Annotated in this window: 23 protein-coding genes; 10 read left to right on the forward strand and 13 right to left on the reverse strand. The window is 38.8% G+C overall.

The annotated features are described in order from the left end of the window. Positions 1-211: 211 nt before the first annotated feature. Positions 212-1,492 carry a DUF349 domain-containing protein gene (locus BWI92_RS20130; RefSeq protein ID WP_095166172.1) on the forward strand — a complete coding sequence of 427 codons (1,281 nt, stop codon included), beginning with the start codon at positions 212-214 and terminating at the stop codon, positions 1,490-1,492. An 81-nt stretch (positions 1,493-1,573) separates the two neighbouring features. On the opposite strand, the gene trpB is transcribed toward BWI92_RS20130, so the two are convergent. The 7 genes from trpB to purB all read right to left on the reverse strand — a co-directional run bounded on the left by trpB (position 1,574) and on the right by purB (position 9,334). After that, on the reverse strand, positions 1,574-2,761 hold the full coding sequence (gene trpB, locus BWI92_RS20135; protein WP_095166175.1) for a tryptophan synthase subunit beta: 1,188 nt from the start codon (positions 2,759-2,761) through the stop codon (positions 1,574-1,576). A gap of 44 nt (positions 2,762-2,805) precedes the next feature. Then, positions 2,806-3,447 (reverse strand): phosphoribosylanthranilate isomerase, encoded by a 642-nt coding sequence (locus tag BWI92_RS20140; RefSeq protein WP_095166177.1) that lies wholly within the window; start codon positions 3,445-3,447, stop codon positions 2,806-2,808. 102 nt (positions 3,448-3,549) lie between these two features. Further along, on the reverse strand, positions 3,550-4,341 hold the full coding sequence (trpC, locus tag BWI92_RS20145; RefSeq protein ID WP_095166179.1) for an indole-3-glycerol phosphate synthase TrpC: 792 nt from the start codon (positions 4,339-4,341) through the stop codon (positions 3,550-3,552). Positions 4,342-4,540: 199 nt separating this feature from the next. Next, positions 4,541-5,527 carry an anthranilate phosphoribosyltransferase gene (gene trpD, locus BWI92_RS20150; protein WP_095166180.1) on the reverse strand — a complete coding sequence of 329 codons (987 nt, stop codon included), beginning with the start codon at positions 5,525-5,527 and terminating at the stop codon, positions 4,541-4,543. A 66-nt stretch (positions 5,528-5,593) separates the two neighbouring features. Then, positions 5,594-6,160, reverse strand: coding sequence for an aminodeoxychorismate/anthranilate synthase component II (locus BWI92_RS20155; protein ID WP_095166181.1), 567 nt, complete (start codon positions 6,158-6,160; stop codon positions 5,594-5,596). Between the two features lie 36 nt (positions 6,161-6,196). Then, positions 6,197-7,603, reverse strand: coding sequence for an anthranilate synthase component I family protein (locus BWI92_RS20160; RefSeq protein ID WP_095166183.1), 1,407 nt, complete (start codon positions 7,601-7,603; stop codon positions 6,197-6,199). Between the two features lie 384 nt (positions 7,604-7,987). Further along, on the reverse strand, positions 7,988-9,334 hold the full coding sequence (gene purB, locus BWI92_RS20165; protein ID WP_095166184.1) for an adenylosuccinate lyase: 1,347 nt from the start codon (positions 9,332-9,334) through the stop codon (positions 7,988-7,990). A gap of 126 nt (positions 9,335-9,460) precedes the next feature. On the opposite strand from purB, the gene BWI92_RS20170 reads away from it, so the two are divergent. From BWI92_RS20170 to BWI92_RS20195, 6 genes are all read left to right on the forward strand, one after another. Beyond that, entirely contained in the window at positions 9,461-10,489 is a 1,029-nt protein-coding gene (locus tag BWI92_RS20170) for a cell wall metabolism sensor histidine kinase WalK (RefSeq protein ID WP_095166186.1), read from the forward strand. A 377-nt stretch (positions 10,490-10,866) separates the two neighbouring features. Next, positions 10,867-11,412: a GNAT family N-acetyltransferase gene (locus tag BWI92_RS20175; RefSeq protein WP_217903456.1), complete on the forward strand. Its 546-nt coding sequence runs from the start codon at positions 10,867-10,869 to the stop codon at positions 11,410-11,412. Between the two features lie 168 nt (positions 11,413-11,580). Then, entirely contained in the window at positions 11,581-12,684 is a 1,104-nt protein-coding gene (locus BWI92_RS20180; protein WP_095166188.1) for an alkene reductase, read from the forward strand. A 143-nt stretch (positions 12,685-12,827) separates the two neighbouring features. Next, positions 12,828-13,571, forward strand: a complete 744-nt coding sequence (locus BWI92_RS20185; RefSeq protein ID WP_095166190.1) for a type 1 glutamine amidotransferase domain-containing protein — start codon at positions 12,828-12,830, stop codon at positions 13,569-13,571. Between the two features lie 97 nt (positions 13,572-13,668). After that, on the forward strand, positions 13,669-14,790 hold the full coding sequence (locus tag BWI92_RS20190; RefSeq protein WP_095166192.1) for an alkene reductase: 1,122 nt from the start codon (positions 13,669-13,671) through the stop codon (positions 14,788-14,790). 118 nt (positions 14,791-14,908) lie between these two features. Then, the gene (locus BWI92_RS20195) at positions 14,909-15,496 is read left to right on the forward strand and encodes a Crp/Fnr family transcriptional regulator (RefSeq protein ID WP_095166194.1); all 588 of its coding nucleotides are present in this window, start codon (positions 14,909-14,911) and stop codon (positions 15,494-15,496) included. A gap of 147 nt (positions 15,497-15,643) precedes the next feature. Here BWI92_RS20195 and BWI92_RS20200 read toward each other — a convergent pair whose 3' ends face one another. Genes BWI92_RS20200 through BWI92_RS20210 form a run of 3 tightly spaced genes read right to left on the reverse strand, consistent with a single transcriptional unit; the run spans position 15,644 to position 18,813 of the window. Then, positions 15,644-16,507 (reverse strand): DUF4249 domain-containing protein, encoded by an 864-nt coding sequence (locus BWI92_RS20200; RefSeq protein ID WP_095166196.1) that lies wholly within the window; start codon positions 16,505-16,507, stop codon positions 15,644-15,646. Between the two features lie 3 nt (positions 16,508-16,510). After that, entirely contained in the window at positions 16,511-18,511 is a 2,001-nt protein-coding gene (locus tag BWI92_RS20205) for a TonB-dependent siderophore receptor (RefSeq protein ID WP_095166198.1), read from the reverse strand. A 47-nt stretch (positions 18,512-18,558) separates the two neighbouring features. Further along, positions 18,559-18,813, reverse strand: a complete 255-nt coding sequence (locus BWI92_RS20210) for a carboxypeptidase-like regulatory domain-containing protein (protein ID WP_095166200.1) — start codon at positions 18,811-18,813, stop codon at positions 18,559-18,561. A gap of 189 nt (positions 18,814-19,002) precedes the next feature. Between BWI92_RS20210 and BWI92_RS20215 the strand changes: the two genes are divergently transcribed. Beyond that, positions 19,003-19,212, forward strand: a complete 210-nt coding sequence (locus BWI92_RS20215) for a helix-turn-helix domain-containing protein (RefSeq protein ID WP_095166202.1) — start codon at positions 19,003-19,005, stop codon at positions 19,210-19,212. A 301-nt stretch (positions 19,213-19,513) separates the two neighbouring features. Here BWI92_RS20215 and prfA read toward each other — a convergent pair whose 3' ends face one another. Beyond that, entirely contained in the window at positions 19,514-20,584 is a 1,071-nt protein-coding gene (gene prfA, locus BWI92_RS20220) for a peptide chain release factor 1 (protein WP_095166204.1), read from the reverse strand. Positions 20,585-20,911: 327 nt separating this feature from the next. Here prfA and BWI92_RS27060 point away from each other — a divergent pair, with 327 nt between their 5' ends. Together BWI92_RS27060 and BWI92_RS20225 are read left to right on the forward strand one after the other, a co-directional pair. After that, positions 20,912-21,148, forward strand: a complete 237-nt coding sequence (locus tag BWI92_RS27060; RefSeq protein WP_141234850.1) for a hypothetical protein — start codon at positions 20,912-20,914, stop codon at positions 21,146-21,148. 226 nt (positions 21,149-21,374) lie between these two features. Further along, entirely contained in the window at positions 21,375-21,995 is a 621-nt protein-coding gene (locus BWI92_RS20225) for a hypothetical protein (RefSeq protein WP_095166206.1), read from the forward strand. Positions 21,996-22,238: 243 nt separating this feature from the next. On the opposite strand, the gene BWI92_RS20230 is transcribed toward BWI92_RS20225, so the two are convergent. Together BWI92_RS20230 and BWI92_RS20235 are read right to left on the reverse strand one after the other, a co-directional pair. Then, complete coding sequence (locus BWI92_RS20230; protein ID WP_095166208.1) at positions 22,239-23,723, reverse strand: GH3 auxin-responsive promoter family protein; 1,485 nt, start codon at positions 23,721-23,723, stop codon at positions 22,239-22,241. A 38-nt stretch (positions 23,724-23,761) separates the two neighbouring features. After that, complete coding sequence (locus BWI92_RS20235; RefSeq protein WP_095166210.1) at positions 23,762-24,334, reverse strand: ribonuclease HII; 573 nt, start codon at positions 24,332-24,334, stop codon at positions 23,762-23,764. Positions 24,335-24,366: the final 32 nt, after the last annotated feature.

The raw sequence follows: 24,366 nt of genomic DNA on the forward strand, positions 1-24,366 counted from the left end.
CCGATAAAAATCCACCAACAATCAATAAATTTGTCTTATTAACTCAAATAGGTTATTAACTAGATTTTTCATTCATTTTATTAAATTGTTTACTCAGTGAGATAGAATAAATGAAGTATTCAAAATCAAAAAAGCTAATATTTAACCTAAACCATGAATCCCGTTAGAGCTATGAGCATTGCCAAAAACTCTAACCACGCAACGTAAACCAATGGAAAATACAGTAAAAAACCCTGCCGAGTATGGCTATTGTAAAGATGGTAAGGTCTATTTAAAAGGATATTTGGAATACCCAGACCGCCTGATTGGTGTTGTTCGTAACACCGAAGAAGAAGCTCTTCAGTATTTTGTTAATCGCTTTGCTATCGCAGAAAACAAAGTGAATTTGCTTTTCTCTCAAGTAGATGAAGCTCAAAACAAAGGCTCTTACCTAACTAAATTACTCCAACTACGTAAAAACCTCGTAGAGTTTGATGGTTTGGGTAATTTCGTACCTCTACTTCACAAGTTGGATGAGTTAGAATTGCAGTTGCGTGAGCTAATTCTAAACAATCAAATCAAAAATCTTGAAATCAAGAGAGCTTTGATTGAGGAAGCTAATCAAGCTGGTGCTATTGACGACTGGGCTAAAGCAACTGATGTCATTATGGAAATCAAAACCAAATGGCTGAAGACTGGTCCTGTTGATAAGGCATTGCAAGATGGCATTGAAACTGAATTTAATGGTATCGTTGACAATTTCTTCGTTCGTCGTCGTGAATACTATGCTGAGAAAAACCGTATCATCGACGAGAAGTTAGCTCAGTTACAACGTATCGTTGATAGTGCTCGTGCATTGCGTTACGAACAAGATGTAGATGCTGGTTTCCAAAAAGTAAAAGACTTACAGCGTGAATGGAAAACCATCTCTCAGGTACCGCCTAAAAAGCAATCTATGCTTTGGAAGCAATTCAAACGTTCTTCTGATTTCTTCTTCGAGCGTTATAACAATGTGAAGGGAATTGTATCGAAACCAAGAATCGATCCTCGTGCTCAACAAATGATGGACATGACGACTGAGTTGGAGCGTAACTTCCCAGATCAACCAAATATTCCACAAACAGCAGAAAAAGCAAAAGCATATCTTGTAAAATGGAAAGAGCTTTCGACTTTGGCGAAAAGTGTGGATAGAAACTTGGCAGAACGTTTCCGTAACATTTGCGATAAGATTTTCGAAATGAACTACTTGTTGCGTGTTATCTCGTACCGTCACCCTGCTTTGCACGAAAAACCACGTATCGAGCAGTTGAAGATTATGATCAACCAAATGGATTATATGACGAAGAAAGAGAAAAACGAATTAGACTCGTTTATTTCTGAATCGCAATACTCTGGTCAAATGAACGACAAGTTGGTGATCAATAAAATCAATACTCAGAAGCGTAAAATTTCAATGAAAGAAACGCTTTTAGTGGAATTCAAAAAAGAACTAGAAACATTGTTGGGTCAGTAAGTCTTGATAAAGTAACAATAACAAAAAATCCCTTTGGCGAAAGCCGAAGGGATTTTTTGCTATATCAATCAAATCAAAGTCCTACAAATGCTTCATGTAGGTTGACAAATCTTTATCGCCACGACCAGAAAGGTTGATTACAACCGTTTCGTTTGGTTGAGCACCTAATTCTTCTAATGCTGCAAGTGCATGAGCTGACTCTAATGCAGGTATAATACCTTCTAGTTTTGATAACTGAAAACCAGCTTTCAATGCAGCTTCGTCTGTAATAGCAAAAAACTTGGCACGATGTGTATCAAACAAGTGTGCGTGCATAGGACCAATACCAGGGTAATCCAAACCTGCCGAAATAGAATGTGGTTCTACCACCTGACCATCTTCTGTTTGCATCAAAATACTACGACTTCCGTGTAATACACCTGGTTTTCCCAAAAATGTTGTTGCTGCCGAAAAACCCGAGCTAATACCATGACCACCTGCTTCTGCGGCTACTAGCTGGGTTTGAGCATCGTCTAAGAAATGGTAAAATGCACCCGCTGCATTTGACCCACCACCTACACAAGCAATAACATAATCAGGGTTGGTATTTCCTGTTTTTTCTTGTAACTGCCATTTGATTTCTTCCGAAATAATAGATTGAAAACGCGCTACCATATCGGGATAAGGGTGTGGACCCACAACCGAACCAATGATATAGTGTGTATCTACAGGATTATTAATCCAGTGACGCATGGCATCGTTAGTTGCATCTTTCAAGGTTTTTGAGCCACTTTTTGCCGCACGAACCTCTGCTCCAAGCATTTTCATACGTGCTACGTTCGGTGCTTGACGCTCAATGTCGATTTCACCCATGTATACAATACACTCCAAGCCCATCAAAGCACAAACCGTTGCCGTAGCAACACCATGCTGACCAGCACCAGTTTCGGCTACGATACGTCTTTTCCCCAAACGTTTCGCCAACAATGCCTGTCCGATGGTATTATTTACTTTGTGTGCGCCTGTATGACACAAGTCCTCACGCTTCAAGTAAATAGTAGTATTATATTTTTCTGAAAGACGTTCTGCTAAAAATAAGGGCGTTGGACGACCAACATAGTCTTTCAATAAAGCGTCAAATTCAGCTTTGAAAGCAGGGTCGTTGATAATACTCAAATAGTTATTTTTGAGTTCTTCTACGTTGGGATACAACATTTCGGGAATAAATGCTCCTCCGAATTGCCCGTAGTATCCTTTTTCGTTTACATTATATTGTTGAGCTGTAGTCATTTGACACAAATAATTTTAAGAAATAATTGTCTTTAGCACCTCTTTTACATTTCAACTTCTTCTGGCTTCAAGATTTTGATTAACTCACTCAGTTTGTCAATGTCCTTTAGTCCAGGTTCAAGTTCAAACTTACTGTTTACGTCGATTGCATGAATCCGTAATTGTTTTAAATCTAAAGTTTGTGCAGCATTGGCTAAACCTACACCACCTGCCAAGAAAAAGGGTTTTTCGTTATCATAGCGACTCAGTAGAGACCAATCGAATGCTAGTCCTGTTCCACCAACTTGCTCACCAGCTTTGGTATCGAACAAGAAGAAATCGCAATGAGGTTTGTAGTTGTGTAATTTAGCAAAATTAAAAGTACTGTCTATTGAAAATGCTTTAATGATGCTCACACCTTTAAATTTTAGATTTTTACAAAAGTCAGGGAGTTCTTCACCATGCAACTGAACGTAATCTAAATTATATTTTTTGACTGTATCCAAAATATAGGCTTGCGAAGCATTGACAAAAACACCTACCTTTTTGGTTGACTTAGGAAAGGATTTTAATAAATCTTCATCAAGCTCATTTCCGACAAATCGGCTTGACTTTGGATAAAAAATAAAACCCATGTAGTCAGGTTGTAAGGCTAATACTTCACGGATGTTTTCGGCATCACGCATTCCACATATTTTTAGTCTCATATCTTGACGGTAGTTGTTAGGAATTAGACGTTCTTAAAAAACAAAAATACTGAAAAAACATGACATTTTTGTGGAAACAAGGTTGCTAAAAAGCCATTTAATTTACTGAATTTGAGCAATTAGGCTTTTTAAGGTTTCAGCAGGAGCAGGAGTTTTCATAAATGTTTCGCCAATCAAAAAACCTCTATATCCTACATCTCTTAATTGCTTGATTGTTTCGGGTTGAGAAATACAACTTTCCGAAATTTTAATACAGTGACTTGGAATCTTTTCGGCTAGCTCAAGCGAGGCATTTACGTTTTGTTCCGCAAAGTTTTTAAGATTACGGTTATTCACACCCACTACGTCGATAAACTCGCAAAGACTGCGGTCGAGTTCTTCTTGGTCATGAACTTCCAAGAGGGTTTCCATCCCTAATTCTTTTACGACTTTTCCTAGTTCATAAATACGCGTAGGAGTAAGGTTGGCCGCAATTAATAGGATTACGTCAGCTCCCAAGGCTTTGGCTTCAAAAATTTGATATTCGTCAATAATAAAATCCTTACGCAAAATAGGAATGGTAGGATTAGCTTTACGGGCAGCCAAAATATCTTCGTCCGAACCACCAAAGAAATCCATATCTGTCAAAACTGACAAGCAAGCTGCTCCAGCCTGAACATATCCTGTTGTTACGTCCTCAACTGTTACATTGGCATTGATAATACCTTTTGAAGGTGATTTTCTTTTGAACTCAGCAATGATTCCCGACGATGCAGGATTCAACAAACTGGTTTTAAGAGAATTCGTCGTTTTGGCAAAATATCCTTTCTTAGTAAGCTCATCGATTGACACAAGGGCTTTTCTTTCGGCTACTTCACGAACTTTATTTTCTATGATTTTATCTAAAATTGTCATTTCTTAAAGGTTTTTGGGCATTAAGTGTGAGTGCTGAGTTGTGAAATTAAAATTTCAGTGATCAATACTTTTACCCACAATTAAATTCAACTATTTGGCCTTGGATTTTTAGCTATGAGCTCTCGGCAAAAAATATCTGTGGTTCTTTAGATGTTGTGCTTGCCTAATGCATATAGCTTACAGCCTAAAGCGTACCAACTTAAGCAATAAATTTCTTGAAGGATTCAAAAGCTTTACCACTTTCTAATGATTCTTTGGCTTTGGCAACAGCATCCTCTAAACTGAGGCTGTCACTTGCACAATACAATGCAGTAGCGGCATTTGCCAAAACTACTTCTGTTTGTGCTTTGGTTCCTTCATTGCTTAATACCGATGTCAAGATTTTAGCTGACTCTTCTACTGTATGACCACCGTGCAACTCTTCTGGACTACACTTTGAGAAGCCTAATTGTTTTGGAGAAATAGTTTCAATTCCTTTTTGTGTAATCAAAACAAAGTCTCCCGTCAATGAAATTTCGTCATAACCGTCTAATCCATACAAAACGCCGAAGTTTTTGCCAGTTTTCTCAAAGATGGCACCGTATAATTTTAGTACTTCTTCATTATATACTCCTGTGATTTGTTTCTGCACTTTTGCAGGATTCAAGATAGGACCAAGCATGTTGAAGAAAGTCTTCATACCAAGCTCTTTACGAATAGGACCTACAAATCGCATAGCAGGGTGAAATAGTGGTGCATGCAAAAAACAAATACCTGCTTGCTCGATTTTACTTCGTAAATACTCCTCATCATTCGAGAATCTTACGCCTAGGTATTCTAAAACTGTTGATGACCCAACCGAAGAAGAAACTCCATGATTGCCATGTTTGGCAATAGACTGGCCAGCGCCTGCTACCACAAAAGAGGCTGTTGTGGAAATATTGAAGGTATCTTTACCATCGCCACCAGTACCACACAAATCCATTGGGTCGTATGCCGAAAGATCAATAGTTACTGCCAAATCGAGCATGGCATCTCTAAACCCTTCCAATTCTTCTGGCGTAATAGCCTGAATCATATAGGTAGTTAAAAATGCTGCTATTTGAGATGGGTTTGCATCTCCTCTACCAATAATCGAAAGGGCTGCATAAGCCTCTTCTTGCGTTAATTGATTACCAGCAATGCGTTTATTTAAAAAAGACTTCATAGTTGAAATGTTTGCGCTAGACGCTAAGTTGAAAACACTGGAATATTTTAGGGAAATAAAAAGTCATTAGCTTTTTACCCAGTTTTCAACCATTTTGACTCCAAACTGAGTAAGATATGCTTCTGGGTGAAACTGTACCCCACGAATATCGTATTTGGTATGAGCTTCGGCCATTACAAAACCTTTTTCGTCTACAGCTGTGATAATCAAATCCTCAGGCATTGTTTCTGGAACAACCGTCCATGAGTGATAACGACATACATCTACCTCTTTTGGTACGCCCTGAAAAAGTACTTCGTTGGGTTGAGTAATGATACATTTTGTAGTTACCCCATGTAGTACATCGCCCATATTGAGAAGCTTAGCTCCAAAAGCTTCACCAATAGCTTGGTGACCAAGGCAAACGCCAAAAATACTTTTGCTCGGAGCGTATTCTTTGATAACGTCTAGTAAAATGCCTGCTTCTTCAGGAATACCTGGTCCTGGAGATAGAAGGATTTTATCATATTTTTTTACTTCTTCTAAAGCAATTTTATCATTTCTGAAAACGTCCACGTCGTTTCCTAAATCTTTGAGAATATATACAAGATTATATACAAAAGAGTCGTAATTGTCGAGTACTAAGATTTTCATGTTTTTATGCGATTTGACCCAAAAGTCAGTTGAATACTAGATTTGTTCGGCTACTTCCAATGCTTTGCGCAAGGCAGCTAATTTGTTGTGTACTTCCTGCATTTCGCTTTCGATAACAGATTTTGCTACTACACCCATTCCTGCTTGGTAATAAAGTGTGTTGTTTTTGCTCAAGAATGTACGAATGGCAATAGCATGGTTAAAATTACCTTGGAAGTCCATGTACCCAATTGCTCCACCGTAGATGTGACGGTTGGTAGTTTCGAGGCGATTGATGATGGTCATAGCATTGTGTTTTGGTGCGCCAGACAGTGTTCCAGCAGGGAAAGTATCTGCAACCAATTGCAATGGGTTTGTGCCAGCTGTCATGTGACCTGTAACCTTCGATACCAAGTGGATTACATGTGAGAAGAATTGAACTTCCTTGAAAGTTTCAACTTTAACAATATCCGAGCTACGCGACAAGTCGTTGCGTGCTAAGTCAACTAGCATAACATGTTCGGCTGATTCTTTAGGGTCGGCGTGGAGCTGACGAGCCAATTCGGCATCTTTTTCGTCGTCACCCGTACGACGGAATGTGCCTGCAATTGGGTGAATTTCAGCGAGTCCGTTTTTGATTTGAATTTGTTTTTCAGGCGATGCCCCAAAAATACGATAGTTTTCATAATCAAAATAAAACATATATGGCGATGGGTTAATCGAACGCAACGCACGATATACTTGGAAATCATCACCTTCAAAAGTACGGCTAAAACGGCGTGAAGGTACAATTTGGAATACATCCCCACGCAAGCAGTGCTGAATACAAATTTTGATTACCTCACGCATTTCATCATCAGTAACGTTTGTGATTTCATCGCCAGTTACCGTAAATGATTTTGTCGCATAGTGAGGCAAATCAAGCAACATTTCGAGCGATTCTAAAGATGGTGCTGCTGTATCATTGTATTCGTGGGCATACAACGAAAGCTCATCTTTGAAGTGATTAATCGCAATTACATAACGATATACATAATAGATAATCTGCGGAATTTCGGTATTCTCGTTCTTTTCTTGAATCTCAATATCCTCAAAATACTCTACAGCATCATATGAAATATGTCCAAACATCCCGTTGGCCATTGGCGCATAATCAGGTTGTCTGTTCCATTCAAATCTTTCAGCAAAATTCAACAAAGCTTGTACAGCATCTTTGCGACGAGCCAAGGTAAATGTTTCGACGGTACCATCGGGGAAAGTTTGAGTTACCACATCGTTGTCGATGATAAAACTTGCCACTGGATCACACGCAATATGGCTGTAGCCATGCTCTTTGCCATGATAATCAGCACTTTCTAGAATTACGGTATTCTTAAACTTGTTTCTTAGTTTAAGAAATACCCCCACTGGAGTAATCGTGTCGGCTAACTTCTTTTTCTGAACGGTCTGAACGGTAAATTTCATGATGTTAGGGTGTGGTAGGTTTGCTACCTGTTAGAATCAATGGTTAACTTTTGGCAAAATCTATTGGACATAAAAAAAGACCTACTGGTTGAACAGTAGGTCTTTTCGAATGATATATTTTTTTCCGAAAACACAATAAGGTACTGCTCAACCGAGTATCGTCAGTTGCCACCACCATGCTGTATTTTTGAAATTTGTTGTCATTTTTTAGAAAATCTGCTTTTGTATTTTTTGCAAACTTAATTCGAAATTTTGTTTTTCAAAAAAAGTTTTTCAAAAAAATACAAAAATGATAGAATAAAGGCATTAATCTTACTTTTGAGCACTTTAGAAAAACAGCTTTTGTTGCTGAAAACTTATTGCCAATAGCTGAAGACCAATATCTTACTCCAAGATTCCAAGGTAATTAAACGGAGAAATACGTTTTAATTCATATTTCACTTTATCGCTAATCTCAAGCGAATCGATAAAGTTTGCAATTGTTTTTGACGTGATTTTTTCGTTTTTACGAGTCAAGGCTTTCAATGCCTCATAAGGTTGTGGATAACCTTCACGACGTAAAATCGTTTGAATCGCTTCGGCTACAACGGCCCAGTTATCTTCAAGGTCAGTATTGATAGCATCTTGGTTCAATTCCAATTTGTTCAAACCTCTCAATAAGGCCGTCAATGCAATAATCTGATGTGCTACTGGTACACCCAAATTACGCAATACCGTAGAGTCAGTAAGGTCACGTTGCAAACGAGAAACTGGTAATTTTGCCGCCAAAAACTCATACAAAGCATTGGCAATACCTACGTTACCTTCTGAGTTTTCAAAATCAATCGGGTTTACTTTGTGTGGCATTGCCGACGAACCAACTTCACCTGCCTTGATTTTTTGCTTGAAATAGCCCATTGATACGTATGTCCAAACATCACGGTCAAGGTCTAATACAATATTATTAAGGCGTTTGAGGTTGTCCATCAAAGCCGCCAAGTTATCATAATGCTCGATTTGTGTAGTGTATTTGCTACGAGACAAACCCAAAGAACCTACGAAGTTGTTACCGAAATCAATCCAGCTAGTTTCGGGATATGCTACATTATGAGCATTGAAGTTACCTGTTGCACCACCAAATTTGGCAGAGTAAGGAATCGTTTTCAATAAGTCCATTTGACGCTCAAGACGTTCGGCAAATACCCAAAACTCTTTACCCAAACGAGTAGGAGAGGCAGGTTGACCATGTGTGTGTGCCAATAAAGCGACATCTTTCCACTCTTCACCCAAGGCTTTGATTTTTTCAATAACCTCTTGAAGTTTTGGTAAAACAACCGTATCCATCGCATCTTTCAACGAAAGCGGGATAGCAGTGTTGTTGACATCTTGCGAAGTCAAACCAAAGTGGATAAACTCAAGGTATTGTTCAATACCAAAGTTGCTTAGTTTATGTTTGATAAAGTACTCAACCGCCTTTACGTCGTGGTTGGTTACTTTTTCAGTTTCTTTAATCCAAAGGGCATCTTCTTCAGTGAAATTGCGATAAATATCACGCAAGGCACCAAAAAGGTCTTTGCTGACACCTTCGAGTTGTGGCAATGGAATTTCGCAGAGCGCAATAAAATACTCAATTTCGATAAGGACACGGTACTTGATTAGTCCGAATTCTGAGAAATAAGGAGCAAGACTTTCTACTTGCTTGCGGTAGCGTCCATCGACTGGAGAAATGGCAGATAATTGATTCAGTTCCATAATTATGCTTTCAAAGTGCAAAGGTACAAAGTTTTTGCTTGCATATCCTGAGATTTAACACAACAAACACTAAGAGTTTCGAAAAAAAGCCCAAACTTTGATGAATTATTCCTTAAAGTTGAAGTTATGTTATTAAATCCCAAGTTGTTGGCCACACTACTTTCGGTAGTAATTGCCATTTTTACGACTTCTTTTCTCTCTTTTTTGCCCGAGGCCAACGCCAACATTCTCTTTATCTGTTTTATCGCTTCATTTATTATTGCAGGATTGCTCATCTATTTCACGCTTGATTATCTGGTATTTCAAGAAATCAACAAGATGTATGATACCATCAATCGTTTGAAGATGAAAGATTTTGGGGTTTCTCGCAAAAAACTCTACAAAAATGCCAATCCACTTAAAAAATTGAATGACGAATTGTTTGTCTATGTTTCCAAAAAGGAACAAGAGGTAAATGAGTTAAAACGACTTGAAAAATATCGTCGTGAGTTTTTGGCCAACGTATCGCACGAACTCAAAACACCCATTTTTGCGGCGCAAGGTTTTGTTCATACGCTATTAGATGGCGCCATGGACGACGAGCGTGTACGAGTAAAGTTCTTGACCAAAGCTGCCAAAAGTTTGGATGGGCTAGATATTTTGGTGAAAGATTTATTGACACTCTCTCAAATGGAAACAGGCGATATTCGCATGAATAGAGAGCGAATAGATGTCAAACAAATTACGAAAGAGGTTTTTGAGCAATTAGAAAGTAAAGCCGAAACCAAAAATGTAAGTCTGCAAATAAAATCGCCAGAAACTCAAGTTTGGGTAAAAGCCGATGCACAGCGAATAGGTCAAGTGATTACCAATTTGGTTGAAAATGCGATTAAATACGGTAATGAAGATGGAAAAGTATTAGTTGTTTTTGAAGATGAAAAGAAAGACTGGCGTATTTCGGTAAAAGACAATGGACCTGGGATCGCTCCAGAACATTTGAGCCGAATTTTCGAGCGTTTTTACCGTGTCGATAAAGCCCGCAGTCGCTCGGATGGTTCTTCTGGATTAGGGTTGGCTATTGTAAAGCATATTTTGAATGCACATAAAACCAAAATTACGGTAGCGTCCAAACCTGATAAAGGCACCTCTTTTTCATTTAAGTTATCGAAAGAATAGAGAGAGTTTTAAGTAATGAGTTTTGAGTTGTGAGTTGTCCTTTGTCCTTGCCTAAAATACAAGTTATTAAATATTGTCTTATATTTCTTTTATAGCGCGGTAGGTGCGAAAGACTTCACGATAGTTGGTGTTCTTTCGCACCTACCGCGCTTTTTTATTCGAGTTTATCAAAAAAATTAAGTAAAAATGTTGAATTATTTATCCATTTTTTTAATTTCGTAAATAGTTACGTAAGTGATTACTTATTTTGAAGTGCTAAGTAAAATTGTACTACTATGCTGTATGTATTATGCTCTATAAAAGGTTTAATATCTTTTCTTTTCTAGGAAACCAAAGAAACATTTTACGAGTGCCCATAGCTGATAACCGAAAGCTAAATGATTCAATCTTATTTTGTACTCACAATTCGCAATTCATCATTCAGCATTTATACTATCCCGATGATTCAAATTAGAACTTTTCAATCGCAAGACACAGAGCAAATTGTAAATTTGATTCTGACTATTCAACAGGTGGAGTTTCAGGTGCCAATCACTATCCAAGACCAACCCGATTTATTAGAAATTCCCAATTTTTATCAACAAGGCAATGGCAACTTTTGGGTGGCTGTACAAGGTGATGAGGTAGTAGGTACCATTGCCCTCATCGACTGTGGTAGACCTATTGGTGCTATCCGTAAAATGTTTGTGAAGAAGGAATTTAGAGGAAAAGAATTAGGTATTGCCCAAAAACTGCTGGACACGCTTACGACAAAAGCGCAAGAAGCACAAATGCAACATCTCTATCTCGGCACTATAGAGCGCTTACAAGCCGCTATTCGTTTTTATGAAAGAAATGGCTTTACCTATCTTCCCAAACAAGATTTACCAGCAAGCTTCCCAATCATGGCTGTAGATACACATTTTTATGTGAAGAAAATATAAAGAGAGGCAAAGTGGCATAGGCACAGAGGCACAGAGTGGGTTTATAACACTTTGTGCCTTTGTGCCTGTTGCCTTTGTCCCTACGTAGCATAAACTTGTGACCTAGGTCACAGGTTAGAATGCCTGCTTTGTATGAACTTTGTAACATCAATCAAAACAAGATGAGTTATGTTATTTAAGTCATATTCGTTAGGAAATATTTTGCTTAAGAATCGTATTGTCATGCCACCTATGACACGTTCGAGAGCTGCAAAAGGTGACGTAGCAACCGACCTTATGGCCGAATATTATAGCCAAAGAGCTTCAGCAGGCCTAATTATTTCGGAAGGAACACAAATATCTAAGCAAGGTCAAGGCTACGCTTGGACGCCTGGGATTTATACACCAGAGCAAGTAGCAGGCTGGCAAAAAGTCACCAATGCCGTTCATCAAGAGGGTGGGGTAATGTTTGCTCAACTATGGCATGTTGGGCGTGTATCGCATACTTCTCTACAACCCGATGGTCAAGCGCCAGTGTCTTCATCGCCTTTAGTAGCGGAGGGAGTAAAAGTATTTATTGACCCAGAAAATAAAGGTCCAGAAGCTGGAGTTGGAGGTATGATTCAACACTCAGCACCACGTCCGTTGACTATTCCTGAAATCAAGGAAATTGTCCAAGATTTTGCAAAAGCTGCCCAAAATGCCCTAGAGGCAGGTTTTGATGGGGTAGAGCTTCATGCTGCTAATGGGTATCTCATCAATCAATTTATCGACAGCCAAGCCAATACTCGTACCGACGAATACGGAGGAAGCTTGGAAAACCGACTTCGCTTTTTGAAAGAAGTGGTGGAAACTCTGTGCCAAATAGTAGGCAAAGAGCGTGTAGGAGTGAGGTTAGCACCTTTGACTACCCTTCAAGGCTGTGTCGATGACAACCCTGAAGAAACGTATTTGGCGGCGGCAACTTTGCTACAAGATTTGGGTGTGGCATACATCCATATTGCCGAAGCAGATTGGGATAATGCGCCAGATATGCCTATTGCTTTCAAAAACGCACTTCGTCAAGCGTTTAAAGGCACGATGATTTATGCAGGAAAGTATAGTAAGGAGCGTGCAGAAAAAGCCTTGGCAGAAGGATGGGCTGATATGATTGCCTTTGGTCGTCCATTTATTGCCAATCCAGACCTACCTGCTCGACTGCAAAATAACTGGCCTCTCAACGAAGGCGACCGCACCAAATACTTTGGAGGTGGAGCCGCTGGATACACCGACTATGGTGTATTTAGTGAATAAGTTAGGCACTAATAATTTCGGATTGGAGATTTCTGATTTCGGAAATGCAGGAAATACTTTTATTTTTTACAAAACATAACTTAAAAAGTAGATTACTCTTCCGCAATCCAACATCCACAATCCGCCATCAAATTAATTATTTTATGAAAAACATCGTATTGACAATCGCTCTGAGCGTGTTGTCCTTCTGGGGTATTGCCCAGACAAAATCAAAAGGAAAAATCTTATTTGTGCTTTCAAGTCATGCCGAATTGGGTAATACTGGTAAACAAACAGGATATTATTTGAGTGAAGTAAGTCACCCTTGGGAGGTGTTTACCAAAGCAGGTTATGAAGTTGACTTTGTAAGTCCACAAGGCGGGCAGCCTCCTGTTGATGGATTTGATTTGACAGATAAAGTAAACAAAGAGTTTTGGGAAAACGCTGTTTACAAAAACAAATTAGACCATACACTTACGCCCAAACAAGTAAAAGCCTCAAATTACGTGGCAATTCATTATGCAGGAGGACATGGTACCATGTGGGATTTTCCTAATAATGAAGAATTAGCCAAAATAGCGAGTAAAATTTACGAAAAAGGTGGTGTGGTTAGTGCTGTTTGTCACGGTCCTTCGGGCTTATTGAATATTCGTTTGGGAGATAATCGCTATTTGCTGGAAGGAAAAAACGTAGCAGGTTTTTCAAATGTGGAAGAAATTGCGGTGAAACTAGAGAAAGTGGTACCATTTTCATTAGAAGACGAACTTAAAAAGCGTGGTGTTCATTATTCATCAGCTCCAGCATGGTCTGAATATGTGGTGGTAGATGGCAAATTAGTAACAGGTCAAAACCCTCAATCTGCTAAGAAAATGGCAGAGGAAGTGGTTGTAGTATTGAAAAATAAGTGATAAAGTGTACAGGTTCAAAGGCACAAAGGGGATTCTCCTCGAATTAATTTTACACTTTGTGCCTCTGTGCCTGTTCCCTCAAACCCTTTTACAAAAAATGAACTCAACAATCAATCTATTCGAACCAACTACGGTTGGAACATTGGCATTGAAAAATAGAATTGTGATGGCACCCATGACACGTGCTCGCAATTTCGATGGAATTCCTAACGATAATAATGCACTTTATTATCAGCAACGTTCTGGCGCTGGACTTATCATTACCGAAGGAACAGCCATTTCGAATACGGCTATGGGAGTGTTACATATTCCTGGGCTTTATACTGCCGAACAAGTTGAAGGCTGGAAAAAAGTAACTTCAGCCGTACATCAAAAAGATACTAAAATCTTTACGCAGTTGTGGCATGTCGGACGTGTCTCGCACGTATCCAATCAGCCCAATGGTCAGGCGCCAGTAGGAGCGTCGGATATTCAAGCCGAAAATTCTTTTGCTTGGGGATATGATGAAAATGGCAAAGAGACCTTTGTGAAATGTTCAAAACCTCGTGCTTTGACTACTGAAGAGGTAAAAGAAGTAGTAAAGGATTTTGCCAATGCAGCCCAAAATGCCATCAAGGCAGGTTTTGATGGGGTAGAGCTTCACGGAGCGAATGGTTATTTGATTGAACAATTTTTAAATCCAATGATTAACAATCGTACCGATGAATATGGTGGTACGACTCAAAATCGCTCAAGATTTTTGCTTGAAGCCATAGATGCTTGTATTGCCGAAATTGGTGCTTCAAAAGTGGCGATTCGTTTGACCCCTTATGGTGGTTTGCATGAATTGCCGCATTATGATGAAATCGAGACGACCTATCAATACCTCGCTGAAGAGCTGGCAAAACGTGGTATTGCATTTATCCACATCATGGACCAACAATCGAGAGGTAGCTATGCTTTGCCTGATGGATTCTTGGCGCGTTTTCGTACTTGGTACAATGGCGTAGTTATTTTGGCAGGAGGAATGAATCGTCAAAAATCAGAAGAACTAATCAATGCTAATCTCATTGATTTGGCTGGTTTTGGCGAGGACTTTATCGCTAATCCAGACTTGGTGGAACGCCTCAAAAACAATTGGCCAATGACCCCACCCAACCGAGCACTACATTATGGCTTGACCTTGGAAGGGTATATAGACTGGAAGACTTACGAGGAAGAACAGTTGGTGAATGGGTGATTGGAGATGTAGATAAAAGGGGTTTATCCCAAACCTCTCAATATCCTTTCACTCGCTCCATAACACATCTTTTGCCTCCATACATTGGTATTCGTCGATACCAATGTATTTTTGTTTTATGGATGCAAAGACTTTTTTACGAAACCATATTGCCGAAATTGTTGAGATTGACGAAGATACGTTCGAGGAGGTTTTTACTTTTTTTAAACCCAAACTGGTAAAAAGAAAAGAACTGCTCATTCGTGGAGGGGAAACTGTTTTACAAGAATATTTTGTGGTAAAGGGGTGCCTCAAAACCTTTTGTCACGATGAGCATGGACGTGAGCATATCGTACAATTTGCCTTAGAAAGTTGGTGGGTTTCAGATTTCCCTGCGCACGCTTCGCAGGCACGTGCCACCATGTGCGTAGAAGCCCTAGAGCCCTGTGAAGTCTTGGAACTTACCTACGAAGCACGTGAGCAAATTTGTCGCAAGTGGCATGCGATGGAGCATTTTTTTAGAAAAAAATCTAATGCTGGTTATGTAGCACTCCAAAAACGTATTTTGTCTTTATTGCAAAACTCAGCTCAAGAAAAGTACGATTTGCTTTTGACCCAATATCCACAACTCTTTCAAAGGGTTTCAAAAACCTTGATTGCTGCCTATCTGGGCGTTTCTCGCGAAACCTTGAGCCGCCTTGGTAAGCATGATAAGCATGATAAGTAGGAATGATGAGTTGTGAATTGTGAATGTATTTTTAGTTAATTACTAGTTCAAGACTTTGTCTTGGACTTATTTTTGTACAGTTTACAAACTGCAACAAAAGCTAGTCCGAGACTAAGTCTCGAACTAGACAAGGACAATTCATCATTCCTATTCGTACCATTTGTCTGCTCTCAGCATTACGCCGTTGTAACCAGCAAAAACGCCATATCCCCCTATCATGTTTGAATGTAGCTTCATGGGCTCACTACTGGGGAGGTCATTGATTTGTGAAAATTCTTTGTGGTAACGATAATAATGCTCGTCGGTCTGACAGATATAAAACATAAAATTACCTATATGGCTTTTCGCCAATCTTTTGTAAGGATAGATACTGCCTACAATCGGATATTCGATTATGCCATTTTGAATATTGTCGTCAGAAATAGTTCGCTGCGCATCTACACCTGTAAGATAGGTCTTGTGCTCAAGTGTATCTGTTTCATAGTTGAGACCAAAAACGGCATAGTAGTTTTTCTCATTTCCAATATCTTTCCACCGTAAATAGTATGGCAAAGAAGCCATAGGATTTTCAGGATTAAAAGGGGCTCTGGTTACCGAAACCGTATTGGAGTCAATCGTGCTAGGAATAATACAACTGGCAGAAACACTATCTCCCTTGGGTGTAGTGACAAATAAGCGATATTGTTTTTGAGCTTCAATTTTGAAAAAGCTTTTTGACGAAAGATATTTTTTCAACTGTTCATTCCACTGAAGAATTACCTCTTGATTTTGTTCATTTCGTAAAACTACTCTAGCATTGCTAATGTATTGATTTGAAGAGCCTGAACCCTCGCCGACAGTGGGTGTCGTCATTTTGACTGTCACCTGAATGACGGTATCTTGAGGCGATAAAAAACATAATACATACGGCTGGGTGGTTGATTTTACGATAGAATCTTCCTCAAAAACACCAAAATTTTCACAACTGCACATGGTGAGTAGTAGGGCAAAAAGATAGATACACTTTTTCATAGGTTAGAATTTGATTTGATAACTAATAGATGGAATAATTGGAAATAAACCTTTGCGGTAAAGTTTACGCTGTGTTGAATTAGGAGCGTCTTGACTTTCATAGTAAAAAGGATTTACGCGGTTGTAAGCATTGAATACGCCCAACTCCCAGACACGCAGAAATTTTTTCTTTTGTTTTGAAAAACGAACATTCACATCCAAACGATGATAATCCGCTGCTTTAAAGTTTCCTCTTTCATTATAAACACGTGCCACTACGAGCGAACCATCTGAAGTTGGGTAGTCTGACTGGACAGGGAACTGATGAGTTTCGGGTATATATTGCCCAATAGGAACTGTTAAAGCATTCCCTGTGGCATAAATCCACGAACTAGACAAGGTAATATGAGTCTTGAGCTGATAAATACCAACCAACGATAAAGCATGACGACGGTCGTAGCGAGGGAAAAACTCTTTCCCATTGTTCAAGTCTGCAAAATGATGTTTGACCTGCGATAACGTATAACTCATCCATCCCGTTAGGCGACCCGTATTTTTCTGTAGCAAAACTTCCATTCCGTAGGCCTTTCCTGTGCCTATGGCAATATTGTCTTCCCAGTTAGAGCCATCCAGTCGTTTATTAGCTTTGATGTCTAATAGTAAAAAACTGGCTCCATCTTTGTATCCAATCACGTTTTCTAAAGATTTATGATATGCTTCTATAGAAATAGAAAAAGGAGAATTTTTGAAGTTTTTCGTAAAACCCAAAGTCACTTGGTCTGAGCGTTGCGGAGGAATTTTGGCACTTGACGAAACCCATAAATCTGTAGGCAAGTCTAACGAAGAATTGGATAATAAGTGCAAATACTGGTTCATTCTTGCGTAAGAAGCCTTAATATTTACACTTTCGGTGACTTGAAAAGAAGCATTCAAGCGAGGTTCGAGATTGTGATAGGCTTTGCTATCCACAAAATAGTTAGATGCTCTTAAGCCAGCACGTACCTGCATTTTTTCTGAAATACGCCAAGTGTCTTCAAGATAAATAGCGCTTTCTATACCATTGGTTTCCTTAATTCTAGCGGTGTTTGTGCTTTGCGAATATTGATTGTAGATATAGGCACTTGGGGTAAATTGGTGATGCGTTGCTAATATTCCTGCTTTGAGTGTATGAGCAGGATTGAGATAAATATCAAAATCAGATTTTAACCCAACATCTTGTATTTGAGAGTAATATTCTTCATAAAACCTTTGTCCAAAATTTTCTTCTTGAAAAATCTTAAATCGAAAGTGACTAAAAATTAGGGAAGTATTAGCAAAGACTTTATCCGAAAAAAGGTGATTCCAGCGAAGTGTTGCGGTGGCATTGCCCCAGCCAAAACCAGAAGTGTAATACTTGGTAACATCTTTTGAGACATCTCTTCCAAAATAACCACTCAAATACAAGCGATTGTGCGCATTGAATTCGGTATTAATCTTAGCGTTTAAATCATAAAAACTGGTATTTTTTATATCAAGGCTTCTGGGTAATATCAAATCGACATACGTTCTGCGTGCCGAAACGATATAGGAAGTAGGGTATTTGAATTTGATGGGTCCTTCCAAAGTAATTTTACTGCTGAGTAGCCCAATACTGCCTTCTCCATGAAATTTCTCGTGACTTCCTTCTTTCATTTGCATATCTAATACGGAGGAAGTGCGTCCGCCATATTTGGCCGAGAAGCCTCCTTTATAAAGATCTGCTTGCTTGATAGCATCGTTGTTGAATACCGAAAAGAAACCAAATAAGTGATAAGCATTATACACAACGGCGTCGTCGAGTAGTAATAAATTTTGATCTGAGCCGCCACCCCGTACCGACAACCCTTGTGAGCCTTCATTGCCTTTTTGAACCCCAGGCAATAATTGAAAGGTTTTTAGGACGTCTTTTTCTCCCAAAAAAGAAGGTAACTGTTTTACATCCGACATTGGTAAAGACAGCGTACTAGGGTCTTCATTGGCTGTGTTATGAACTTTTACTTCCTCCAAAAGTGTATTAGACGGCGTGAGTTCGACGATAAGAGTTTGATTGGCTGTCAGTAGAATTTTTTTGAAAAGCTTTGATAACCCACCTTCGAAAACTCCAATTCATATTCTCGACTTGCATCAAGTTTGATGGAGTAAAAACCATAGACATTGGAAGTGGTACCGATTCGAGCATTTTTGACTCGAATGTGTACATCGCTGAGAGATTCTTGACTTTTGGCTTCGCGGACATAGCCGCTTAAGGTTTGAGAAAGGCTTTGAAGGGTAATAAATAGGAAAAAAGCCCACAGATAAAACTTGTGCATAGAAATATTAAAAGCTAAGTGTATATGGATGTGTTTTGAGTAAAGTTTGGCTCAAAAAAGACCTTTTGCAAGCTTTTTAACATTTCAATTATTCTTTACAGGAATATTTCTACAAGAAAAAGTATTACTAAAACGTTTATAGATACGTTATCGCTACACAAATTAGTTTAATCTCCAAACATTAACTCTATGCAATTCAGAGGTTCTATCGTCAAAAAAGTTCGTAAAGAAAAAGGTTTCAAACAATCACATCTTGCCGAGTTACTCGGCATGTCACAATCCTATTTATCAAAAATTGAAAATGATCGAGTATCCATGTCTGTCACAGACTTGGGACGAATATCTACTGTACTGGATTGTGAAGTTGGAAGGTTTTTTATCGCCAAGAAAAGACCTTAAGTAAAAAAGACAAATAGGTGAAAAAGTAAAAGCTCATGTCAAGGCATTGACATGAGCTTTTGTATAAATAGAGATTCAAGTAATTGTGCAAAAAAATGCCTAGGCACACGGCAACAGGCACTAGGCAAAGAGTTTTAACATGCTTTTCACCAAAGCTTACCTCTGAAAGCCTAAAGCACAAAAATTAAATTTTACCCGCAATAAGTATTAAGCTATATGCCATAAGCATAAGTATTTTCAATATCATGCCTATAATTTTTTGCCTAATGCCTACGGCTTATAGCCTAGAGCGTATTAATACCTAAACTGCTCCTTCTTTCAATTTTTCTGCATTTTCAGCAATACGAAGGTTATCGATAAAATCACCAATTTCACCATCCATTACTACAGGAAGGTTATAAACTGTATAACCAATACGGTGGTCGGTTACACGACCTTGTGGATAGTTGTATGTACGAATTTTATCAGAACGGTCACCTGACCCTACCATCGAGCGACGGTTACCAGCAATAGCCGACTGTTGTTTTTCTAATTCGATTTCATAAATACGTGAACGTAATACGGTCATGGCTTTCTCAAAGTTTTTAATCTGAGAACGCTCATCCTGACATTGTACAACCAAGCCTGTTGGAAGGTGAGTTACACGTACCGCCGAATAAGTGGTGTTTACAGACTGACCACCCGCACCTGACGAACAGAAGGTATCTTTACGGATATCATTCATGTTGATAACAACGTCAACTTCGTCTGCTTCAGGAAGTACCGCAACCGTTGCTGCCGACGTATGGATACGACCTTGAGATTCGGTAGCAGGCACACGTTGTACACGGTGAACGCCTGATTCGAATTTCATTTTACCATATACATCTTCGCCTTGTACACTTACGATAATCTCTTTGTAGCCGCCAGAAGAAGCTTCGGTAAAATCCATGATTTGGAACTGCCAGCCTTGGTTTGCACAAAAACGTTGGTACATACGGAAAAGGTCTCCCGCAAAAATACCAGCTTCGTCACCACCTGTACCAGCACGAACTTCAAGGATAATGTTCTTCGAATCGTTAGGGTCTTTAGGAATCAATAATTCTTTTAAAACGCTTTCCATTTCGTCTCTTTGAGGCAAAAGCTCTTCTAATTCAGCTTTAGCCATATCACGAAACTCTTCATCTTTCTCAGTAGCAATTACTTCTTTAGCCGACTCGATGTTTGACAATACGTTTTGATAATCTTTGTATTGATTAACAATCTTTTCGAGGTCTTTATATTCTTTACTAATCGTCTTGAATTTCTTCATATCCGAAACGATTTCTGGTTGCGTAATTTGTTGAGCAACCTCTTCAAAGCGTTCTCGGATGGCTTCTAGTTGTTCTATCATTGGTTGTGGATGTTATATGTTTTATGAGCCAGTGAAGTGACAGGGTACTGTTGAGGAGGCTGACTCAATTTAGATTTCTCATTTTCAGGGTGCAAAGATACAAAATTCTTTCCCATAAAATAGGGGAAAAATGTATGGTTATTGTCTAATATATAGATACCTGCAAAAGAAAAGATGATTCTCTTGAATTTTGGTTCATAGGAGAGCTATTTTTTCCTTCAGCTACACCTATTTGCTTTTGATTTTAAGACTTTGAAATAAACCTCCTAAAAGTACATTTGTCTAATCGATACTAACTTCTTAATTGACTATCAAATATTTAAAGCTATGGAAAATCTAAAATTCAAAAAATATAGCCTATTGGTGGCTCTGTTGATAGGACTTACAACCTTGATGTCATCGTGTGTGACCCATGTGCGTGGATACGATTATGGTTATCGCAGACCCTATTACGGTCGCCCAGCTTATAGATATGCGGTACCACCGCCAAGAAGAGTAATTATAGTGCCCGACAACAGAGGGCATTCTCGCTATTCATATCGTGGTAGAAGAGGAAGATGGTAAGCATTAATGTAGAATTGTGAATCTTGAATTGCGAATGTAATACTTTATGTATTAAATGTTGAGTGCTATGTCGTAAGCTAAAAGTGTAACAGTATTTCTGATAAAATAAAGAAAACATTTTGCCAAAAGCTAAAACAAAAAAGCCTCTAAATCAATAGAGGCTTTTTTGTTTACTAGACTAAGCTCTGTTGTATATTTGTAAAATGGCAAAACCATCGATATCGCAATGAAAAAACTAACATTTGGAATAGGACTATTAGCCCTTATTATAGGCTTACAATCTTGTGATTTTAGCAAGAGAGTTGATACAACTGCGGCTGTAAAAGAACTCAAAGAAAGACAGGTAAAACGTATCAATAGCGCACAAATTACAGCGCAAGTAGATGATTGGGGGAAAAAAATAACACAAGATTTGAACAAAAGTTTTGTTAAAAATATCCTTGATACTCGTGTTATTGATTCATTACAAAAAACATATCGTATTGGGATAGAAATCGGCAGTCCAATCAAATTGCAAAATCCTGCGTTGGGCAAAAAAGTAAATGAAATATTAGATGCCTACCAATACAATGCCGAAAACCATCTGCCTCAAATTGATAATATTCAAATGAGCGAAGACCAAGAACATTTGTATTTTACCTCGCCAATTGTCTTGGAAAATCAGTTGAAGAGTGCGTCAAAAACACAGTTGCAGGAACTTCTGACTAAAACCAAAATTGATAGTTTAGATTTTCGTAAAAAAGGAGATTTACTAGGATTGTGGATGATTAAATTCTCTAAAAAAGATGTGATTAGATTGGTAGATGTAAAGCAACTTAGCAAACTCAACACCAAAATCGAGCAATAGGAATTAGAGCTGTATGAGGATTTGTAAACTATTGCGGATTTGGGATTTTTGATTTCGGAAATAGATTGACATATAATAGTTTTTATAAAATATGAGTCTAAGAAAGCAGGCTATACTTCTGACATTCGAAATGTTTAGTTCTTGAAATTTTTCACAGACTACGTAATAGATATGACTAAAAAAACAAAGGCACAAAGTTGTAATATCACTTTGTGCCTTTGTCCCTGTTTACTTTCCCCTCACTTATATCTCATCCGCAATTTTACGGTCGTTCGATAAGCGAGGAACTTTATTTTGACCGCCTAATTTGCCTTGAGACTTCATATAGTCGATAAAGGCATTTGGGGCTAAGGCTCTGATTTTGAGTCTTTGCAGAATATTTCCCGTAATCAAATCATCATAATAGACGTTAAGCTGAGTAAGTTTTTCATCAAGATCATGAGCAAAAGCCTCAAGGTTATTTGGTGCTTTGGCAAACTCTACCAACCATTCATGATAAGGCAAACCGCCTTCTGGTGGTGTTACTTGCGGCGCTACCGTAAACTCTACTAATTCAACCTCAGGATGTTTTTGCATCGCGTATTGCATCGCCTTTTCTACTTCTTCGCCAATTACGTGTTCTCCAAAGGCAGAAATAAAGTGCTTGATACGCCCAGACACTACAATGCGATATGGATCGAGAGATACAAATTTGACAGTATCTCCAATCGAATAGCCCCACAAACCTGCATTGGTATTCATAATGAGCGCATAATTCACTCCCAATTCAACCTCTCCAATATGTAGTCTACGAGGGTTGGGCTTGAAGTAATCTTCTGCTGGAATAAATTCGTAAAATACCCCAGAGTTTAAGAGTAACAATAAACCTTCAGCTTTTTGAGAATCCTGATAGGCAATGAATCCTTCAGAGGCTGGATAGGTTTCGATAGAATCTATTTTCTTGCCAATAGATTCGAATAATTTGGCACGATAAGGTTCAAAATTTACCCCACCGTATACAAATACCGAAAAGTCAGGAAATACATCTTTGATTTTTTTGCCAGTACGAGCCTGAATACGGTCAAAGTACATCTGTACCCAAGGTGGAATCCCCGAAATCAATGACATATTTTCGGGAAGTGTTTCATCAATAATTTTATCAAGCTTGGCTTCCCAATCGTCCATGCAATTGGTATCATAGCTTGGTAATTGATTACTTCTCAAATAATCTGGCACATGGTGATTCACAATTCCCGACAAACGACCTACATGAATACCATGTTTCATCGTCATTTCGGGCGAACCAGAAAGGAATATTAATTTTTTATCAAGAAATGAAGAATTGCCTGATTCGTGTACATAGCTCAATAAGGCATCACGAGCGCCATTGATATGAAAGCCAATAGATTCTTTCGAAATCGGAATGTATTTTACTCCAGATGTTGTGCCAGAGGTTTTGGCAAAATACAAAGGCTTGTTTGGCCATAAAATATCAGGTTCCCCAGCAACTACCCTTTCAACATAGCTTTTAAGCCCTTCGTAGTCGTTGATAGGTATATTTTGTTTAAATTGCTCATAATCATTGATTTCCGAGAATTTGTGGTCTTTTCCAAATACAGTATTCGAGGCTTGTTGAAGCAACGATTTCATGAGATTTAGCTGCGTTTCAACGGCATTTTTCTCCCATTTTTTTCGTTGACTAATAACATATGCAGCAAAAGGTTTTGCCAAGATGGCTCTTATTCCCATGGTAATTCTTGAAAAGTGCTTAACGAAATTTACTCAATTTACATTTTAAATGTCATTCGGTGCAAGGGGGTTGTTCCAAATTCCTGAATTGCCTTGCGGTGTTTTGGGGTAGGATAGCCTGCATTTTGCTCCCAGCCATAATGTGGATAGATTTTTGCTAGTTCTTCCATTAAATCATCTCTAAAAGTCTTGGCTAATACCGAAGCTGCGGCAATATTGAGAAATTTGGCATCACCTTTGACAATACAAGTATGAGGAATCATCGGGTAGTTGGGAAAACGATTGCCATCTATTAGCAAATGTTCAGGTCGTATTTGTAATTGGTCAACCGCCAAGTGCATGGCTTTCATGCTTGCTTTGAGAATATTTATTTGGTCGATTTCGATATTGGATACTTCTGCCACTGCCCACGCCAAGGCATCGCGCTGAATGTCTAAGCGAAGCGCTTCACGTTGTTTTTTGTTGAGTTGCTTCGAATCGTTTAAGAGCTCGTGTTCGTAATATTTGGGTAGAATTACTGCCGCCGCCACTACAGGACCAGCCAAACATCCACGTCCAGCTTCGTCGAGCCCAGCCTCGATTAAAGATTCATTGTAAAAGCTTTTGAGCATAGTCTTTGCATTGTTGAGGTACAAATTTATAA

It is taken from the genome of Flectobacillus sp. BAB-3569 (genome assembly GCF_002270355.1).
Taxonomy (GTDB): Bacteria; Bacteroidota; Bacteroidia; order Cytophagales; family Spirosomataceae; genus Flectobacillus; species Flectobacillus roseus.